This is a genomic window from Vibrio sp. 10N.261.51.A4, assembly GCF_041471945.1.
Lineage (GTDB): Bacteria > Pseudomonadota > Gammaproteobacteria > Enterobacterales > Vibrionaceae > Vibrio > Vibrio crassostreae_C.
This window is the reverse complement of record NZ_JBFRPJ010000014.1, coordinates 19451-36637: the sequence shown is the minus strand read 5'-3', so window position 1 is coordinate 36637 and position 17187 is coordinate 19451. Positions and strand designations below refer to the sequence as shown.

At 45.8% G+C, this 17187-nt stretch carries 15 protein-coding genes; 6 read left to right on the top strand and 9 right to left on the bottom strand.

Annotated elements, in window-relative coordinates:
- Nucleotides 1-323: 323 nt before the first annotated feature.
- The 6 genes from fre to trxA all read right to left on the bottom strand — a co-directional run bounded on the left by fre (nt 324) and on the right by trxA (nt 6157).
- Nucleotides 324-1037, bottom strand: a complete 714-nt coding sequence (fre, locus tag AB4384_RS04965) for an NAD(P)H-flavin reductase (protein ID WP_009848201.1) — start codon at nt 1035-1037, stop codon at nt 324-326.
- A gap of 20 nt (nt 1038-1057) precedes the next feature.
- Complete coding sequence (locus AB4384_RS04960; protein WP_008224727.1) at nt 1058-1327, bottom strand: 2Fe-2S iron-sulfur cluster-binding protein; 270 nt, start codon at nt 1325-1327, stop codon at nt 1058-1060.
- Nucleotides 1324-3165 carry a 4-hydroxy-3-polyprenylbenzoate decarboxylase gene (gene ubiD, locus AB4384_RS04955; protein ID WP_017059250.1) on the bottom strand — a complete coding sequence of 614 codons (1842 nt, stop codon included), beginning with the start codon at nt 3163-3165 and terminating at the stop codon, nt 1324-1326. Before ubiD ends, AB4384_RS04960 begins: the two co-directional genes overlap by 4 nt.
- 99 nt (nt 3166-3264) lie before the next feature.
- Nucleotides 3265-4260, bottom strand: a complete 996-nt coding sequence (locus AB4384_RS04950) for a hypothetical protein (RefSeq protein WP_017059249.1) — start codon at nt 4258-4260, stop codon at nt 3265-3267.
- 110 nt (nt 4261-4370) lie between these two features.
- On the bottom strand, nt 4371-5630 hold the full coding sequence (rho, locus tag AB4384_RS04945) for a transcription termination factor Rho (RefSeq protein WP_017062978.1): 1260 nt from the start codon (nt 5628-5630) through the stop codon (nt 4371-4373).
- Between the two features lie 200 nt (nt 5631-5830).
- Nucleotides 5831-6157 (bottom strand): thioredoxin TrxA, encoded by a 327-nt coding sequence (trxA, locus tag AB4384_RS04940; RefSeq protein WP_010440700.1) that lies wholly within the window; start codon nt 6155-6157, stop codon nt 5831-5833.
- A 111-nt stretch (nt 6158-6268) separates the two neighbouring features.
- Between trxA and rhlB the strand changes: the two genes are divergently transcribed.
- The gene (rhlB, locus tag AB4384_RS04935) at nt 6269-7579 is read left to right on the top strand and encodes an ATP-dependent RNA helicase RhlB (protein WP_017062979.1); all 1311 of its coding nucleotides are present in this window, start codon (nt 6269-6271) and stop codon (nt 7577-7579) included.
- A gap of 6 nt (nt 7580-7585) precedes the next feature.
- Nucleotides 7586-9079: a guanosine-5'-triphosphate,3'-diphosphate diphosphatase gene (gppA, locus tag AB4384_RS04930; protein WP_017062980.1), complete on the top strand. Its 1494-nt coding sequence runs from the start codon at nt 7586-7588 to the stop codon at nt 9077-9079.
- A gap of 101 nt (nt 9080-9180) precedes the next feature.
- Here gppA and AB4384_RS04925 read toward each other — a convergent pair whose 3' ends face one another.
- The 3 genes from AB4384_RS04925 to recQ all read right to left on the bottom strand — a co-directional run bounded on the left by AB4384_RS04925 (nt 9181) and on the right by recQ (nt 12296).
- A complete protein-coding gene (locus tag AB4384_RS04925; protein WP_017061333.1) occupies nt 9181-9852 on the bottom strand; it encodes a 7-cyano-7-deazaguanine/7-aminomethyl-7-deazaguanine transporter in 672 nt (223 codons plus the stop codon).
- 244 nt (nt 9853-10096) lie between these two features.
- Nucleotides 10097-10408, bottom strand: a complete 312-nt coding sequence (locus AB4384_RS04920; RefSeq protein ID WP_017061332.1) for a DUF3630 family protein — start codon at nt 10406-10408, stop codon at nt 10097-10099.
- A 49-nt stretch (nt 10409-10457) separates the two neighbouring features.
- Nucleotides 10458-12296, bottom strand: coding sequence for an ATP-dependent DNA helicase RecQ (gene recQ, locus AB4384_RS04915; RefSeq protein WP_372128990.1), 1839 nt, complete (start codon nt 12294-12296; stop codon nt 10458-10460).
- Nucleotides 12297-12475: 179 nt separating this feature from the next.
- On the opposite strand from recQ, the gene rarD reads away from it, so the two are divergent.
- The 4 genes from rarD to ggt all read left to right on the top strand — a co-directional run bounded on the left by rarD (nt 12476) and on the right by ggt (nt 16875).
- Nucleotides 12476-13384 carry an EamA family transporter RarD gene (rarD, locus tag AB4384_RS04910; protein ID WP_017061330.1) on the top strand — a complete coding sequence of 303 codons (909 nt, stop codon included), beginning with the start codon at nt 12476-12478 and terminating at the stop codon, nt 13382-13384.
- 86 nt (nt 13385-13470) lie between these two features.
- On the top strand, nt 13471-14265 hold the full coding sequence (locus AB4384_RS04905) for an AraC family transcriptional regulator (protein ID WP_017065745.1): 795 nt from the start codon (nt 13471-13473) through the stop codon (nt 14263-14265).
- 98 nt (nt 14266-14363) lie between these two features.
- Nucleotides 14364-15026, top strand: a complete 663-nt coding sequence (locus AB4384_RS04900; RefSeq protein WP_372128989.1) for a LysE family translocator — start codon at nt 14364-14366, stop codon at nt 15024-15026.
- Between the two features lie 91 nt (nt 15027-15117).
- Nucleotides 15118-16875, top strand: a complete 1758-nt coding sequence (gene ggt / locus AB4384_RS04895; protein WP_372128988.1) for a gamma-glutamyltransferase — start codon at nt 15118-15120, stop codon at nt 16873-16875.
- Nucleotides 16876-17187 lie beyond the last annotated feature (312 nt).

The window sequence follows — 17187 nt, the reverse complement described above, 5'->3', positions numbered from 1 at the left end:
TTAAATTGTTAAAGAGCTTTGCTTCTTGAGCGTTCCTTTTAAGTAAGGAGCCTCTCGAAGTGGACGGCCATTCTAGCGAATTAACATTCAGTGTCAAACACTTTTTGAAAATTAATTTTTTGTCGCTTTCCGTCTTACTGATTCTTGCTGAAGCCTTGTGGCGTCTGCCGTCTCAGTGGTGTCGCATTATAGGGAACCCTCTCAGCTTAGCAACTACTTTTTCATGAAAAATGAATAAATAGGGGTTAACTGCCTAATAGTTCACCTAAACGTAAAAAAGAGAGCATTTCTGCTCTCTTTTTGCTCAAAATCTAAGGGTATTGTTAGATAAATGCGTAAGCATCAGCGTACATATGGTCACGCTTTGCTTCTTTATTCTGAGTAAATAAGTCTCTTGCAGCGCCTGCCATTTCGAAACGACCCGCAATGTAGATATCGAAATCAGCTAATGATTCGAAACTTTGCGTGATTGCTTCTAATACATTACCCGTTTGGCCGTGCCAAACTTCAGGTGCTTCTTCTACTACTGGTACAAAATGCACATTGCTGTGTTTTGCTGCAATGTCGACAAGCTCTTCTTTCGCATACAGCTGACACTCATCTTTTGCACCCCAGTATAGATGAATCTCTTTTTTACTGTTCTGCGCGATGCAGTGATCGAGAATAGAGCGCACGTAGCTAAAGCCAGTACCACCAGCAATTAGTAACAGAGGACGATCGCTTTCTTCTTTAACCCACGCATCACCGTGCGGAGCATCAATAGCTATATCGCCATCTTCAGCTTGTGCTTTCTTCATTGCCTCAACGACTTCTGAAGCGTAAGCATTGTGCTCAGCTGCACCAATGTGTAACTCAAGCTCGCCTTCATGGCGACAAGGGCTACTTGCAATCGAAAATGGACGCTTATCTTTCTCGCCCATTTCAACCATCAGGTACTGGCCCGCTTTAAAAGCGACCGGTGTTTCTGGGTGAAGTAGGATTTGGTAAGTATTACAAGCCAAAGGCTCGATAGACTTCACTTTACATTTAATAGTCATGTTCTTCCTCTTACTAACCCTTAATCGGCAAAGGTTAGAACTAAATTACTTTCTGCAAATGCTTGGCAAGCAAAAATCCAGCCTTGTTGCTGCTCTTTCTCTGTGAGCATGGGTTCAAGGTGGTAACTCACTTGCCCTTCTAATTTTTTGCACATACACATTGCGCATGCGCCAACTTGGCAACGGTTTGGGAAATAGATATCGCTGTTGAGCGCAGCATCCAAGACCGTTTGCCCTTTTTCTACTGTGAAACTGATGTTTTCTGGGTATAAGACTACTTGGTAGCTCATGAAATTCCTAGCTGTTCCCAGATGCTATCAATCTTTTTCACAACATCAGGATCTTTTGTGATTGGTACACCCCACTCACGCAGGCATTCACCTTCCCACTTATTGGTCGCATCGAGACCCATTTTTGAGTGTCCAGTTTCGTTCTGCAGGAATAACGTATCTCTCGCCGGATCCATTCTTGTCGTTACAGCCCAAATGATGTCATTCCAATCACTCACATTGACATCGCCATCACACACGATAACAAACTTGTTCTCATCAAATTGAGACCAAACCGCTTCCATGATTTTCTTACCATTACCGGCAGCTTGCTTATCAATAGACACCACAACCATGCTGGCATTGTCGTTTTGCAGGTGAACATCAATAATTTCAGGATGAACCTTGGTTAACTCAGCCAAGCTACCCTCAATATGTTCACTATTTACAGGTGCTGTTTGGACATCTGGCGATAACGCTAACTCTGCGTCCCACTTCTTAGTAATATCTAGACCCATCTTAGAACCTAACCCAACCACGGGTGAGGCAAAATCCAATGAATCGATCGGCGTGTTCTCTATCATCAGGCTATCGCGTGACGGATCCATATGTTCGCACATCGCTGCGGTTACTTGAGACCAATCACGTGCATTCACATCTTCATCACACACCAATACAAATTTGGTGTACATGAATTGGCGTAAGAAAGACCATACACCCATCATCACTCGCTTAGCGTGACCTGGGTATTGCTTCTTCATGGTCACGACTGCCATTCGGTACGAACAACCTTCAGGCGGTAGATAGAAATCTTCAATCTCTGGGAACTGCTTTTGAAGAATAGGCACAAACACTTCATTTAGCGCAACACCCAATACCGCTGGCTCATCAGGTGGACGGCCAGTATAGGTGCTGTGATAGATAGGGTTCTCGCGCATGGTTACATGAGTAATAGTAAACACATGGTGCTTTTCTTTCTCGTTGTAGTAACCAGTATGATCTCCGTAAGGCCCTTCATCTGCGAATTCATTCGGGTCGATGTAACCTTCCATCACGATTTCTGCACTTGCGGGAACTTCTAAGTCGTTGCTGATTGATTTAACGACCTCAGTTTTACTACCACGTAGTAAGCCTGCAAACGCGTACTCAGATAAACTATCCGGCACTGGCGTAACCGCACCAAGAATGGTGGCAGGATCAGCACCAAACGCTACCGATACTGGGAATGGTTTCCCAGGGTTAGTTTCCATCCAATCACGCAGATCCAATGCTCCACCACGGTGGGCTAACCAACGCATGATGATTTTATTCTTGCCGATCTTCTGCTGACGATAGATACCTAAGTTTTGGCGTTTCTTGTTTGGACCACGAGTAACCGTTAAACCCCATGTTAGCAATGGCGCGACATCATCAGCCCAACAGCTCATCACAGGGATTTTATCTAGGTCGACGTCATCGCCTTGCCATACCACTTGTTGGCAAGCCGCTTTGCGAAGGCGTTTAGCTGGCATGTTTAAGACTTGCTTAAACACAGGTAGTTTATCAAGAGCGTCTTTAAAGCCTTTTGGTGGCTCAGGTTCTTTTAGGTAAGCAAGCAACTTGCCCACTTCACGCAGTTCTTTGACTTCTTGACGTCCCATACCAATAGCAACCCGATTAGGTGTACCAAATAGATTGGTCAAAACGGGCATGTCATAGCCTACTGGATTTTCAAACAAAAGAGCCGGGCCACCAGCACGTAGAGTACGGTCGCTAATCTCGGTCATTTCGTAGTCTGGATCGACTGGGTGAGAAATGCGTTTCAACTGACCAATACTTTCAAGATGGTCGATAAAATCACGTAAATCTTTAAAACTCATAGGACTTCTACATGCTGATTATTCTGCGCTCAGTATATCAAAAAGGGTGACGCTGAGGTCCCCCCTTTTTAGTGTGGTTATTGAGAGGCAAAATCCACTTTACGGTAATGCTTGCTCGATCAAAGAACTCTTCACCTGAGGGTTATCATTGACGAGATCTTGCAACCATCGCGTATGACCTTGTTTGGCGAGTTCACGCGCAACTAATGGTGCTTCATCAGCAATCGCCATCCTAGAGACAAGGAACAGCTTCACCTCTTCTGATAACGGGTTAACTTTGGTAAGCAAAGTAATCGCTTCATCTTTCAAACGCGGGTTCTTAGTCGCTGCCATCACCTGTTCAAGCGCGAACGTTTGTTTGGTTTCAGCAAGGCGAACTAGCTCAGCTTGGCTATGATAATCGGCCTTCATTCGCCATAGAATTTTGTAAACCTCTGGGTCTTCGCTCACTTGCGCTAATCGAACCACCACCTCAGTAGAAGGTAACCAACTAACAATAGAAGATGCGGTGAGTTGCTTAGTTAGGTAATCAACCGCTTCAGGAGACAAACTGTCTAGCTCTCTAATGAGCAACGCTTCTCGCGTTTGAACTTGATGTTCAGATCCAGATAACCACTCTTTTAGGTCGAGTTCCTGTTTCTCTGCATCTAGCACAAATACCAATGTCTTCTGATCTTGACGCCATTGTTTAATAAGGCGATTAGCAATTGAAGGGTAATTAAAGGCAGGTACCGTAAACTCATAGCCATCGCCACGTTCTAAGACTTGATAAGTGGGCGTGATAGCAAGTTGCTGCTCGATGAAGATAGACATCTTGGGTGTGAGTACGATTTTTTGCTGTTCAAGCTTCTTCAAGAGTTGGTAGCGAGCCACCTCTTGCTGGGGAAATGTCAGGCGCTCAAGCGCAAAGCGTAGCGAATTGACTTCGTCACGTACGACAAGCTCTAGTAGTTCAGCAGTTTTCAGTTTTACTTGATCATTCTCAAGCCAAGACTCTACTGTAAGTGGAGACATCTCGGTGGCATAGCTCATACCAACCGGTGAAAATAACAGTGAAGTAGACAGGAGTAATGATGACAACAGTCCATGTTGCATTTTAACGTCCTTGTAACACTTTTGCTCATTCTGCAAGCTGGCGCTACAAAATGCAAATAAAAAGCGCCACCCGAGGGCAGCGCTTATTAAATACGATCAGCTAATCAATATTACTGACGACGCATTGCGTCAAAGAACTCATCGTTCGTTTTCGTCATTGCTAGCTTGTCGATAAGGAATTCCATTGCGTCGATTTCGCCCATTGGGTGAACAATCTTACGCAGGATCCACATCTTCTGTAGTTCATCGTTCTTGGTAAGAAGCTCTTCACGACGAGTACCAGAGCGGTTGAAATCAATCGCTGGGAATACGCGTTTTTCAGCAATCTTACGGTTAAGGTGCAGTTCCATGTTACCTGTACCTTTGAATTCTTCGTAGATAACTTCATCCATCTTAGAACCAGTATCAACCAGTGCTGTTGCGATGATCGTTAAGCTACCGCCTTCTTCTACGTTACGTGCCGCACCGAAGAAACGCTTTGGACGATGTAGAGCATTCGCATCAACACCACCAGTAAGAACTTTACCTGATGAAGGAATCACAGTGTTGTAAGCACGAGCTAGACGAGTAATAGAATCCAGTAGGATAACTACATCTTTCTTGTGTTCAACAAGGCGCTTCGCTTTCTCGATAACCATTTCTGCAACTTGTACGTGGCGAGATGCTGGCTCATCGAATGTTGAAGCAACTACTTCGCCTTTAACTAGACGCTGCATTTCTGTTACTTCTTCTGGACGCTCATCGATAAGTAGAACCATTAGTTCACACTCAGGATGGTTACGTGCAATGCTTTGAGCAATGTTTTGCAGAAGCATTGTCTTACCCGCTTTAGGCGGAGCAACAATCAGACCACGCTGACCTTTACCAATTGGAGATGCAAGGTCAAGAATACGAGCCGTAATATCTTCAGTTGCACCATTACCCGCTTCCATCACCATACGTTCGTTAGCGTGAAGAGGAGTAAGGTTTTCGAAAAGAATCTTGTTACGTGCGTTGTCTGGCTTGTCGTAGTTAACCGTGTTTACTTTAAGCAGTGCAAAGTAACGCTCACCGTCTTTAGGTGGACGGATTTTACCGCCAATAGAGTCACCTGTACGTAGGTTAAAACGACGAATTTGGCTTGGTGATACGTAGATATCATCTGGGCCAGCCAGGTATGAACTGTCGGCGCTACGTAGGAAACCAAAACCGTCTTGAAGAATTTCTAGAACACCATCACCAAAGATGTCTTCACCACTTTTTGCATGCGCTTTAAGGATGGAGAAGATAATGTCTTGTTTTCTTAGGCGAGCTTGATTTTCAAGACCTAAGCTTTCGCTAAGTTTAACAAGCTCAGACACAGGTCTGTTCTTCAGTTCAGTAAGATTCATAGTGGTGGAAGTTTGTTTAGTCAAAATAGGATCTGTTTTCTTAAGTTAAGAAGGATTTGGTCACAGGATCGACCAAGAAGAGAAATTCGTTCAATTAACGTGCGATAAATTAGCACTAAAACTAAGACTAGTCCATAGCTTAGAAAAAACAAAACCGCGCATTTGTTAACTGCACGGTTTCTTTTCAAATGCTGACCTGATTAAAGGTTAGCGTCTAAGAACTCTTTAAGTTGAGTTTTAGATAATGCACCAACTTTAGTCGCTGCTACGCCGCCATCTTTGAAAAGAAGTAGCGTTGGAATACCGCGAATACCAAACTTTGGTGGAGTACCAGCATTTTGGTCGATATTTAATTTACCGATTGTGAGCTTGCCTTCGTACTCGTCTGCGATTTCATCAAGAATCGGCGCAATCATTTTACATGGACCACACCATTCTGCCCAAAAATCAACAAGAACAGGGCCTGCAGCATTGATTACATCGTTATCAAAACCGTCATCAGTTAGCTGCAAAATCTTATCACTCATCTTCCACTCCAATGTATTTTTTAGAACTGGTTGGATGATAACCAGTAAATAGATGCCCTATTGGAATGTATTTACTTTCGTATTGCAAGCTTAAGCTGATATTCTATAGCAATGAAAAAGACGCATATCACAGAGCAAAAGTTCGCCGACTTGGATTTACTTCCGCAAGTCATTGAAGGATTGGAGAAAAAAGGGTTCGATTATTGTACCCCTATCCAAGCCTTGGCGCTCCCGGTACTGCTCACCGGCCAAGACATTGCAGGCCAGGCCCAAACGGGTACTGGTAAAACGCTTGCGTTTCTTACTGCTACTTTTAACCACCTGCTAAAAACATCTGAGCATGAAGGGCGTAAGCCTAACCAGCCACGTGCGATTATTATGGCACCAACGCGTGAACTCGCGATTCAGATCTACAACGATGCTGACTCTCTGGTTGAAAGCACAGGTATCAAGGCAGCACTTGCTTACGGTGGCGAAAGCTACGACAAGCAACTAGGTAAAATCGAAGAAGGCGCAGATATCTTAATTGGTACGACTGGCCGCATCATCGATTTCTACAAGCAGAAGGTATTTAACCTTAACCACATTCAAGCTGTTGTTCTTGACGAAGCTGATCGCATGTTCGATCTTGGTTTCATCAAAGACATCCGCTTCTTGTTCCGCCGTATGCCTGAGCCAAAAGATCGCCTGAACATGCTGTTCTCTGCGACATTGTCTTACCGCGTACAAGAGCTAGCGTTCGAACACATGCACAACCCAGAGCATGTTGTTGTTGAGCCAGAGCGTAAAACAGGTCACCGCATTCAGGAAGAGCTGTTCTACCCATCAAACGAACACAAAATGGCACTGCTGCAGACTCTAGTTGAAGAAGAGTGGCCAGAGCGCGCTATCATCTTCGCTAACACTAAGCACAAATGTGAGTCTGTTTGGGGTCACCTAGCTGCAGATGGTCACCGTGTTGGCCTGCTAACTGGCGATGTTCCTCAGAAGAAACGTGAAAAGATTCTTGAGCAATTCACTAAAGGTGATGTTGACCTGCTTGTCGCAACCGACGTTGCAGCACGTGGTCTACACATTCCTCAAGTAACACACGTATTCAACTTCGACCTACCTGATGACTGTGAAGATTACGTTCACCGTATCGGCCGTACAGGTCGTGCTGGTGCAAGTGGTCACTCGATCAGCTTTGCTTGTGAAGATTACGCAATCAACTTGCCACCAATCGAAGAATACATTGAGCACGCGATCCCTGTGTCTGACTACGATGCTTCTGCACTGCTAGAAGATCTACCAGCACCATTGCGCTTACGTACACGTAACCCGCAACAACGCCGCTCAAACAACAATGGCCCACGCAACGGGAACCGTAAACCAAACCAGAACCGTCGCCCACGCCAACCGCGTCATAACAAGGAAGCTTAGTCGCTTATGAGTCAAACAGTGTCACCCCCGCTTTACGCTGCAATCGACCTCGGGTCGAACAGTTTTCATATGCTCGTTGTGCGTCATATCGATGGCAGCGTACAAACCATGGCTAAAATTAAGCGCAAAGTGCGTTTAGCTGCAGGCTTAGATGAAAATAATGCGCTTAGTACAGAAGCCATGCAGCGCGGTTGGGACTGTTTGAGTCTCTTTGCAGAGCGACTGCAAGATATTCCGAAAGAAAATATCCGCATTGTCGGTACAGCGACCCTACGTACTGCTATCAATGTGGATATATTTCTAGAGAAAGCGAACCAGATCCTTGGTTACGACATCAATGTTATCTCCGGAGAAGAAGAAGCTGCGACTATCTATAAAGGCGTAGCACACACTTCTGGTGGCAGCGGCCGCCGACTGGTTGTTGATATTGGTGGCGCAAGCACCGAGATGATCATTGGTGAAGGCTTCTCAGCGAAAGCCCTAACCAGCCTAAAGATGGGCTGTGTTACTTGGCTTGAGCGCCACTTTAAAAACCGCCAATTAACCGCTACCAACTTTAACAACGCCATTGAAGCGGCGAAGTCGACGTTGGCTCCTATCCTAGATAGCTACACTGATATCGGATGGGATGTGTGTGTGGGCGCCAGCGGTACCGTTCAAGCACTGCAAGAGATCATGTTGGCGCAAGGCATGGATGAAGTGATTACTCATGCCAAACTTAAGCGTCTACAGAAACAAGCGATGATTACTGAGCGCTTGGAAGAGCTAGAAATCGAAGGACTTACCCTTGAACGCGCATTAGTGTTCCCGAGTGGCCTTTCTATTCTTATTGCTATTTTTGAGCTGCTTGAAATAGATTCAATGACACTCGCAGGCGGCGCACTCCGTGAAGGCCTAGCCTACGAGATGGTTGATGAGCTACGCCAAGAAGATATCCGAGCGCGTACCATTAAGAGTGTTCAATCACGCTACCAAATGGACGTAAGCTACGGTGAACAAGTAGCAGTAGTCGCACAAACGCTGCTAGACCAAGCGGGCGCCGAAGCGTGGGTTTCAGAACCTCAAGCTGGTGTGCTATTGCAAACGGCAGCTAAGCTTCACGAGATTGGTTTAACCATCGATTTCAAAAAAGGCGGTGAGCACAGCGCTTATCTGCTGCAGAACTTAGACCTACCTGGCTTTACTCGAGCGCAAAAGCACTACTTGGGTGAGTTAACTCGTCGCTACCGTGAACAGTTAACCTCATTACCAGAGCAACACGCTATCTCAGGAACCAGTAGCAAGCGTATTTTACGTATTCTGCGTTTAGCTATTTTGCTGACCCACCGTCGTAACCCAGCGCTAGAGCCTGAGTTCAAACTGACGACGAATGACAACAATCTAACCCTAACGCTTTCTAAGCAATGGTTAGCTGACAATCCGCTGACCGCTGCAGAGCTAGAGATCGAGTCGAATAGACAAACCGATATTGGCTGGCCATTGAATATTAAATGCCTCTGATATTAGTATCTGACGCTAGAAATTAAAAAAGCCCAAGTTAATAGACTAACTTGGGCTTTTTCTTATCGCTGCATTAATGCTTTGTGTTACAAATCTCAAACTTAAGCGTTCACGCCTGTCGCTTTAAAGTCAGGGTTCACTGCGGTTAGCTTTCTAACAATGTAGTTAAGAAGCACGCCGTACATAGGCACGAACAAGCCTAGGCTGATGATAAGTTTGAATCCGTAATCGACTAAAGCAATCTCAGTCCAATGCTCGGCCATAAATGGATCTGGGCTTTGATAGAAAGCAATCGCAAAGAAAGCGATTGTATCAATGGCATTACCGAATAGCGTTGAACATGTTGGGGCAACCCACCACTGTTTAAGCTGACGCAGACGGTTGAAAACATGCACATCTAAGATCTGACCCAGTAAATAAGCCATGAAGCTCGCCGCGGCGATACGAGCAACAAACAAGTTGAACTCACCTAATTGGCTAAAGCCTTGGAATGAACCTTCAAAGAACACCACTGACAAGAAATAAGAAACGGCCAGCGCTGGTAACATCACTAAGAAAATAATTTTACGGGCAAGCTGCGCGCCAAAAATGCGTACGGTCAGATCGGTCGCTAGGAAGATAAACGGGAAAGTGAAAGCACCCCAAGTGGTGTGCATACCGAAGACGGTAAAAGGTAGCTGAACCAGATAGTTGCTTGACGCAATAATCACCAAATGGAACAAAACTAATAGTGCTAGGGCTTTGCGCTGTTGCGCAGGGGTAAAGTTACTCATGCTGTACCTTTTTAGTTTGGTTTGGGGGTGAGGGAACCCAAATCGAGTCATTTCTTCGAATAATCCAAGAAAGCTCTTACCAATAATGTGAATTAAAAATGTTTCTATAATTTGCTCTATTGAGCGGCGGGCGATTATACATTAATCAATATTGGCTGCAATGGTGAGAACAAACGCAAACGTTTATCCTCACTTTTATTGGTGAATAGCGCTAGAAGCTGTGCTTTAGAAGCTATGCCTAAAGTTAAAAACCGCGCTTGAAAAGCGTCGCGAGATAATCAAACTCTTCTCGGCTTTCTTCCGCGTTTAACGACTCAAACCAAATTGATTCACTGTAATGCTCAGACTTTAAGAACATTCGACAATCTTCAAAATCAATCAACCAAGAGTGCATATCGGCGTCCCATTGTTTTTCAACAACAGACGCTGACAGCAATGCCACCAGCTTTTCACCTAACACTTCATAAGAATCAAAATCAAAACTTGGAGACGTAATCAATAAACGCCCTTCCTCAGCCAGATACTCTCTTAAGCCAAATTCTGTTTGTGTTGTCATGTCCCTATTAACCTTATTCTTTTTCTATTAGTTAGACGTTTCTCGCAAACTAGCCGTGTGTGGTGATGTGTTCTTGAATCAGATCTAGGAATGGGTCTGCGTACTTATCCAGTTTACGTTGACCGACACCGTTGACTGCCAGCATTTCTCCGTATGAAGTAGGTAGTATTTCAGCCATATCAATCAAGGTCGCGTCGCTGAATACCACATATGGTGGCAAGCCATCTTCATCAGCAATCGACTTACGCAGCTTACGCAGTTTCGCAAACAGCTTCTTATCGTAATTCTTGCTGCTTAACTTATCGGACTTAGCATTACGCACCGCTGTATCTAAACGAGGAACAGCCAATTCCAAAGACATCTCACCGCGCAGCAGCGGGCGGGCTTCTTCTGTTAGCTGTAAAGTTGAGTTACGAGTGATGTTCTGGAACAGCAAGCCTTTATGAATCAGCTGACGGAAGATACTGATCCAGTAATCATGACTGTGATCGCGGCCAATACCGTAGGTAGATAGCTTATCGTGACCATTATCACGGACACGAATATTCTGCATACCACGCATCACTTCGACTACGTAGCCCATACCAAACGACTGATTGACACGGTACACACAAGACAACGCCTTCTGCGCTTCTTTAGTCGCATCAAAATGCTTAGGTGGATCGAGGCAGATATCGCAGTTGCCACATTGCTTCTCGCGATACTCACCAAAGTAGTTAAGCAGAACCTGACGACGACACGTTTGCGCTTCAGCAAAGGCACTCATCGCATTCAGCTTGTGCATCTCAACTTGTTTCTGTGGGCCTTCTTCTTTCTCGTCTAGCATACGACGCAGCCAACCCATATCAGCCGGGTCAAACAGCATCATCGCTTCAGCAGGCAAACCATCGCGACCTGCACGACCGGTCTCTTGATAGTAAGACTCGATATTGCGTGGGATATCAAAGTGCACCACAAAGCGTACGTTGGGTTTGTTGATGCCCATACCGAAGGCAACAGTCGCGACCACGATCTGAATATCATCGCGTTGAAAGGCTTCTTGAACGTAAGCACGCTCATCGGTGTCCATACCAGCGTGATAACCCGCGGCGCGAATACCGTTATTGCACAGCTTCTCGGTCACCATCTCCACTTTCTTACGGCTACCACAGTAGATGATGCCGCAATTGCCCTTTTGTGTTTCTAGGTAGCGAACCACCTGTGACACGGGTTTGTGCTTCTCAACCAAGTTGTAGCGAATATTAGGGCGATCAAAGCTGCCTAAGTAAGTATGCGGGTCCAGGAGCTGTAAGCGCGAGATAATATCTTTGCGCGTCGCATCATCAGCGGTTGCTGTGAGCGCCATGTAAGGCACATGCGGGAAATACTGTTTAAGCTGACCTAATGATGCGTATTCAGGGCGGAAGTCGTGACCCCATTGAGAGATACAGTGCGCTTCATCGACTGCAATCATCGAAAGCGGTAAACCTTGAAGACGCTCGATAAAATCACGCATCAACACACGCTCTGGTGACACATACACCATTTTCAGCTGACCTGAGTTCATACGATTGAACACATTCAGCAATTGGTCACGTGGCATTGAAGAGTTAATACACTCAGCGGCAACACCATTGGCCTTCAATTGGTCGACTTGGTCTTTCATCAACGAGATCAGCGGTGAGATAACCAGAGTCAGCCCTTCACGAACCAAAGCCGGAATTTGGTAACACAGAGATTTACCACCACCGGTTGGCATAATCACCAAGCTGTCTTTGCCTTCAACGGCCAAATCAATGACCTCTTGCTGACCATCGCGAAAGCTTTGATAGCCGAACACATCTTGCAAGATGGTGTGCGCATCATTCGCGGGAGTTGGTATTTGCTCAGCAATCAGAGTGGCGGTCATTGTGGTTCCTAATCGAGGTATGAAATCAGCAAGCATCTTCGGCAAGCAAGTCGCACATTGTAGAGGGGAACGCTGGCGAATTAAACCGCAAATTGTTAGGTGAAAAGGGTTATCGCTCCTATACTGACCAACTCTCTTATAAATCTTATTAATAAGCACTCAGTGCTAGAGAAAGATGCATGACACAGGAAGAACAACAACGTACGCGCCAAGGAGTTTTGCTTGCCGTCGGCGCTTACACAATGTGGGGTATCGCCCCTATATATTTCAAATCTTTAAGTGACGTTTCCCCGTTAGAGATCCTCAGCCACCGTGTAGTATGGTCTTTTTTCCTACTCGCTTTCTTACTGCACATTGGCCGCAGCTGGCGTAAAGTCCGTGACACCCTGACCTCAAAACCAAAAATGCTCTATTTGGTGGCGACATCTATTTTGGTGGGTGCAAACTGGCTGATCTTTATCTGGGCGGTGAACTCCAATCACATGCTCGATGCCAGTTTGGGGTATTACATCAACCCTCTGATTAACGTGTTACTTGGGATGCTCTTCCTCGGCGAACGCTTACGTAAGCTGCAATGGTTTGCTGTGGCTCTTGCTGCGATTGGCGTATTAATCCAATTAATTGCCTTCGGCTCAGTACCGATCGTCGCCATTGCCCTAGCCTTTAGCTTTGGCTTTTATGGCTTGCTGCGTAAGAAAGTCAGCTTAGAAGCACAAACGGGTCTGTTCATTGAAACTCTGGTGATGCTGCCTCTCGCCGCAACCTACTTACTGTTTATTGCCGATAGCCCGACCTCAAACTTATCGATGAACCCGATGCAACTCAACCTATTACTGGTTGCTGCCGGTGTGATCACCACGGTTCCATTGCTGTGTTTTACTGGCGCTGCAACTCGCTTGAAGCTATCAACACTCGGTTTCTTCCAGTACATCGGTCCAAGCTTGATGTTCTTACTGGCGGTTCTGATCTACGGCGAAGCCTTTACCTCAGATAAAGCGATCACCTTTGCTTTCATATGGGGAGCACTGGTTATTTTCAGCTTTGATGGCCTGCGTAACAACAAGAAGAACAAACGCGCGAAACAGTGATATTGATCGTTTTTTACAAGACAATCCCTTAATACGCAGATAAGCTTGGTTGAATTGATGACTATTTGACCAAGCTTTTTTGTACCATGGATAAAGTCCACTACTACTCTACCCCAACAGAAGATATCAGCCTGATCCAAGCTCAATACCAAGAGTTTGCTTTTCAGCGTCACTATCATTTGGACTTTCACATCGGCTTAATTACCCAAGGGCAGCAAAAATTCGCCTATAAAGGGGCGAGCCACCATGTCGGTGCAGGCCAAGTGGTTATCATGCCACCTGATGAGCTGCATGATGGGCACTCCAAACTCGATTCAGGTTATCAAGTCAGTGTGTTTGCAGTTTCTCCTCAATGGTTTCAAGATCTTGCCGATCCCAAGCAAAATGGTCACACATTAGGCTTTTCTGAGTTGATCCTCTCCGATCAAGCTGCGTTTTTACAATTACGCAACTTACACGGCCTGTTAATCAATCAAAGCATCAGCCAACTCGCTCAAGATTGCTTACCATTCGAGGGGTTCTCAACGATTGTCGATCGTTATGCAAAATTTGGATCGAAGAGTGACATCAAACTGGGTAATCAATCGATTAATACACTCAAAGACTATTTGATGGCGAATTTGGACCAGCCAGTGCGATTAGAACAACTGTCTGAGCTGTGCGGCTTAACCACTACTCAATTCCAACGCCACTTTAAGAACAGAATGGGCATCACCCCTTACGCGTGGCTGAGCCGTTTACGTATGGAACAGAGCATGCGCCTGATTAAATCTGGGATCTGTGGTACTAAAGTCGCGCACCAAGTAGGCTTCTATGATCAAGCACACTTCTCCAAGGCATTCAAAACCACATTCGGCGTACCACCCTCACAAATCAACTAAGTGTTGATAATTTACAATTGCTCGATTTCAAATCGCGGTAAGCTACGCTCAATACGATTACTTATTTAATAATAGCGGCAACGTTATTGAGAACTGACATGAACGAAGTCACCATACTGATCACCCTCGCCTCTATCCATTTCATCGCTTTGATGAGCCCCGGCCCTGACTTTGCGTTAGTCGTGCAAAATGCGACACGCCACGGCAGACAAACAGGCTTGTACATTGCGCTTGGTTTATCTTGCGGGATCTTACTGCATTCGTTGCTCAGCCTGACGGGAATCAGTTACCTAGTCCACCAGCAACCAACCCTATTTGCCATTATCCAGTTGGCTGGCGGTAGCTACTTGCTGTACTTAGGCTACGGTGCACTTAAAGCAACCTGGCAAATCATTCAGAACCACGACGATGACGACGATACCGTCAATGCCAAAGATCTGATTCTGACCAACAAGCGTCAGGCATTTTCGAAAGGGTTTGCGACCAATATTCTCAACCCAAAAGCTTTGGTGTTCTTTATTAGCTTGATGTCGAGCTTAGTGCCTGCCGACATGTCTCTATCAGGTAAAGGCTTTGCGCTTATTATCTTGTTTGGTCTGTCTCTGTTTTGGTTTTCACTACTGGCGTGGATGCTTTCGACTAAGGCTCTACAGAAGAATCTTAGCGAAGCAACGGTATACATCGATGGCTTATGTGGCGTGGTATTCAGCCTGATTGGCGCGAGTATTCTTTGGCAGTCGCTGTCCGGTTTAATCGCTTAAATTCGAATCAAGATTACAATTCGTTAACAACGCACTGGCTATCTAATCTTTCCGCTGCCAATCTAGCTCTGCATATTAAAAGGAGAAGATCATGCAGTGGAAAACAAAACTAACAACCCTCGCCACTTCTACCCTACTTTTTGCCTCTCACGTCAGTTGGGCAAATCAAGCTGCCGATTCCGTCGCACCCGAACAAAGTAGTGGTTTAGAAACCAAACAACTCGTTAAAGCCAACGATTGGATGGTCACCGCAGCCAACCCTCTTGCAACACAAGCCGGTGCTGATGTACTTGCCCGTGGTGGTAACGCAATTGACGCCATGGTTGCCGTGCAGCTTATGCTTGGCTTAGTGGAACCTCAGTCATCAGGTATTGGTGGCGGCGCGTTCCTTGTCTATTTTGATGGCAAAGACAAACAGCTCAAGACCTACGATGGCCGTGAAACTGCGCCACTTGATGCCACCCCACGTCTATTCCAAGACGAAAACGGACAACCGCTTAAATTCTATGATGCCGTGGTTGGCGGTCGTTCTGTTGCCACGCCGGGCACGGTGCAATTGCTGTGGGACACTCACCAGAAATACGGCAAGCTCGAATGGGCATCACTGATTAAACCTATCGCTCAGTTAGCTGAAGAAGGTTTTACTATCAGCCCACGTTTAGCCACCTTGATCGAAAACGACCAAGAACGTCTGAGCCGCTTTGCGACAACTAAAGCCTACTTCTTCAATGCCGATGGCAGCCCGAAAGCCGCTGGCACGCAACTTAAGAACCCTGAATACGCGGCAACGTTACACGCTATCTCGAAGGATGGTGCTAAAGCTTTCTACCAAGGTGAGATTTCTGCCGACATCATTAACACAGTACAAACAGCGAAAGGTAACCCGGGCGTATTGGCACAGAAAGATTTCGACGCCTATTCGATCAAGCAGCGCGAACCGGTTTGTTCTGCTTATGAAAGCTACGATATTTGCGGAATGGGGCCACCAAGCTCTGGTGCGTTAACGGTTGGACAAATCCTTGCAATGACTGAGCAGTTTGACCTCAAATCATGGGGGCCAAACGACGCAAAATCTTGGCAAGTGTTAGCAGACGCTTCTCGCTTAGCCATTGCAGACCGTGGTATGTACATGGCAGACCAAGATTATGTGCCTATGCCAACCCAAGGGTTAGTGAATACTGACTATTTGCAGGAGCGTGCTCAGTTAATTACCGCAGGTAAGGCATTAGACAGCGCACCTTCAGGCACCCCACCGTGGGATCATGCGATGCAGAGAAGCCAAGATGTTTCTATTGAGTTGCCGTCCACCAGCCACTTCAACATTGTCGATAGTGATGGCAATGTCGTATCGATGACTACCACTATTGAGAATGCCTTTGGCTCACGTTTGATGGTTAGAGGTTTCCTACTCAATAACGAACTAACCGACTTCTCATTCAAGACTCATAACGATGGCAAACCTATCGCGAACCGACTTGAACCGGGTAAGCGCCCACGTTCTTCAATGGCACCGACCATCATCATGCAAGACGATAAACCTTACATGGCAATTGGCTCTCCGGGAGGCAGCCGTATCATCGGTTATGTGGCACAAGCGATCATTGCTCACACCCAATGGGACATGGATATCCAACAAGCGATCAACCAACCACACTTCCTAAATCGCTTCGGTACCTTAGATTTGGAAAAAGGAACATCAGCGGAAAACTTCAAACCTGAGCTAGAAAAGATGGGATTTGAGGTCAACGTTCGCGATCTTAACTCGGGTTTACACGCTATTCGCATCACAAAAGATGGTCTAGAAGGTGCTGCAGACCCTCGTCGTGAAGGTGCTGCCATTGGCCAATAAGGGAAAATACTCCCTTTTTACTCCCTGTCTTGTGCGAGATCTCTCACAAGGCAGTGAGTAAATATCGATATTTAACTGCTAAATTAGGCACCTAGATATTGTAACCAACTGAAATTAAACAATACGTGCATTTATCATTCAAATAATTATATAGAAATTCGCTTATGCACCATTGCTGATAAATAAGGAATCGGTAATATGAATGGTGTCGGAAGGATGCTGACACGGAACAGGAAACGCCAAGGACTTGGTTATCTTCAGGATGAAGATTCGATTACTCAGGATGAATAATCGGCATGGATAGCGAAATGG

Bases quoted from the DNA above. Each gene is read 5' to 3' on its own strand.
- recQ (WP_372128990.1), bottom strand. From the start codon at position 12,296: ATGACCGCCACTCTGATTGCTGAGCAAATACCAACTCCCGCGAATGAT.
- ubiD (WP_017059250.1), bottom strand. From the start codon at position 3,165: ATGAGTTTTAAAGATTTACGTGATTTTATCGACCATCTTGAAAGTATT.
- AB4384_RS04900 (WP_372128989.1), top strand. From the start codon at position 14,364: ATGAACGAAGTCACCATACTGATCACCCTCGCCTCTATCCATTTCATC.
- gppA (WP_017062980.1), top strand. From the start codon at position 7,586: ATGAGTCAAACAGTGTCACCCCCGCTTTACGCTGCAATCGACCTCGGG.
- AB4384_RS04925 (WP_017061333.1), bottom strand. From the start codon at position 9,852: ATGAGTAACTTTACCCCTGCGCAACAGCGCAAAGCCCTAGCACTATTA.
- rhlB (WP_017062979.1), top strand. From the start codon at position 6,269: ATGAAAAAGACGCATATCACAGAGCAAAAGTTCGCCGACTTGGATTTA.
- AB4384_RS04905 (WP_017065745.1), top strand. From the start codon at position 13,471: ATGGATAAAGTCCACTACTACTCTACCCCAACAGAAGATATCAGCCTG.
- AB4384_RS04920 (WP_017061332.1), bottom strand. From the start codon at position 10,408: ATGACAACACAAACAGAATTTGGCTTAAGAGAGTATCTGGCTGAGGAA.
- rho (WP_017062978.1), bottom strand. From the start codon at position 5,630: ATGAATCTTACTGAACTGAAGAACAGACCTGTGTCTGAGCTTGTTAAA.
- ggt (WP_372128988.1), top strand. From the start codon at position 15,118: ATGCAGTGGAAAACAAAACTAACAACCCTCGCCACTTCTACCCTACTT.
- fre (WP_009848201.1), bottom strand. From the start codon at position 1,037: ATGACTATTAAATGTAAAGTGAAGTCTATCGAGCCTTTGGCTTGTAAT.
- trxA (WP_010440700.1), bottom strand. From the start codon at position 6,157: ATGAGTGATAAGATTTTGCAGCTAACTGATGACGGTTTTGATAACGAT.
- AB4384_RS04960 (WP_008224727.1), bottom strand. From the start codon at position 1,327: ATGAGCTACCAAGTAGTCTTATACCCAGAAAACATCAGTTTCACAGTA.
- AB4384_RS04950 (WP_017059249.1), bottom strand. From the start codon at position 4,260: ATGCAACATGGACTGTTGTCATCATTACTCCTGTCTACTTCACTGTTA.
- rarD (WP_017061330.1), top strand. From the start codon at position 12,476: ATGACACAGGAAGAACAACAACGTACGCGCCAAGGAGTTTTGCTTGCC.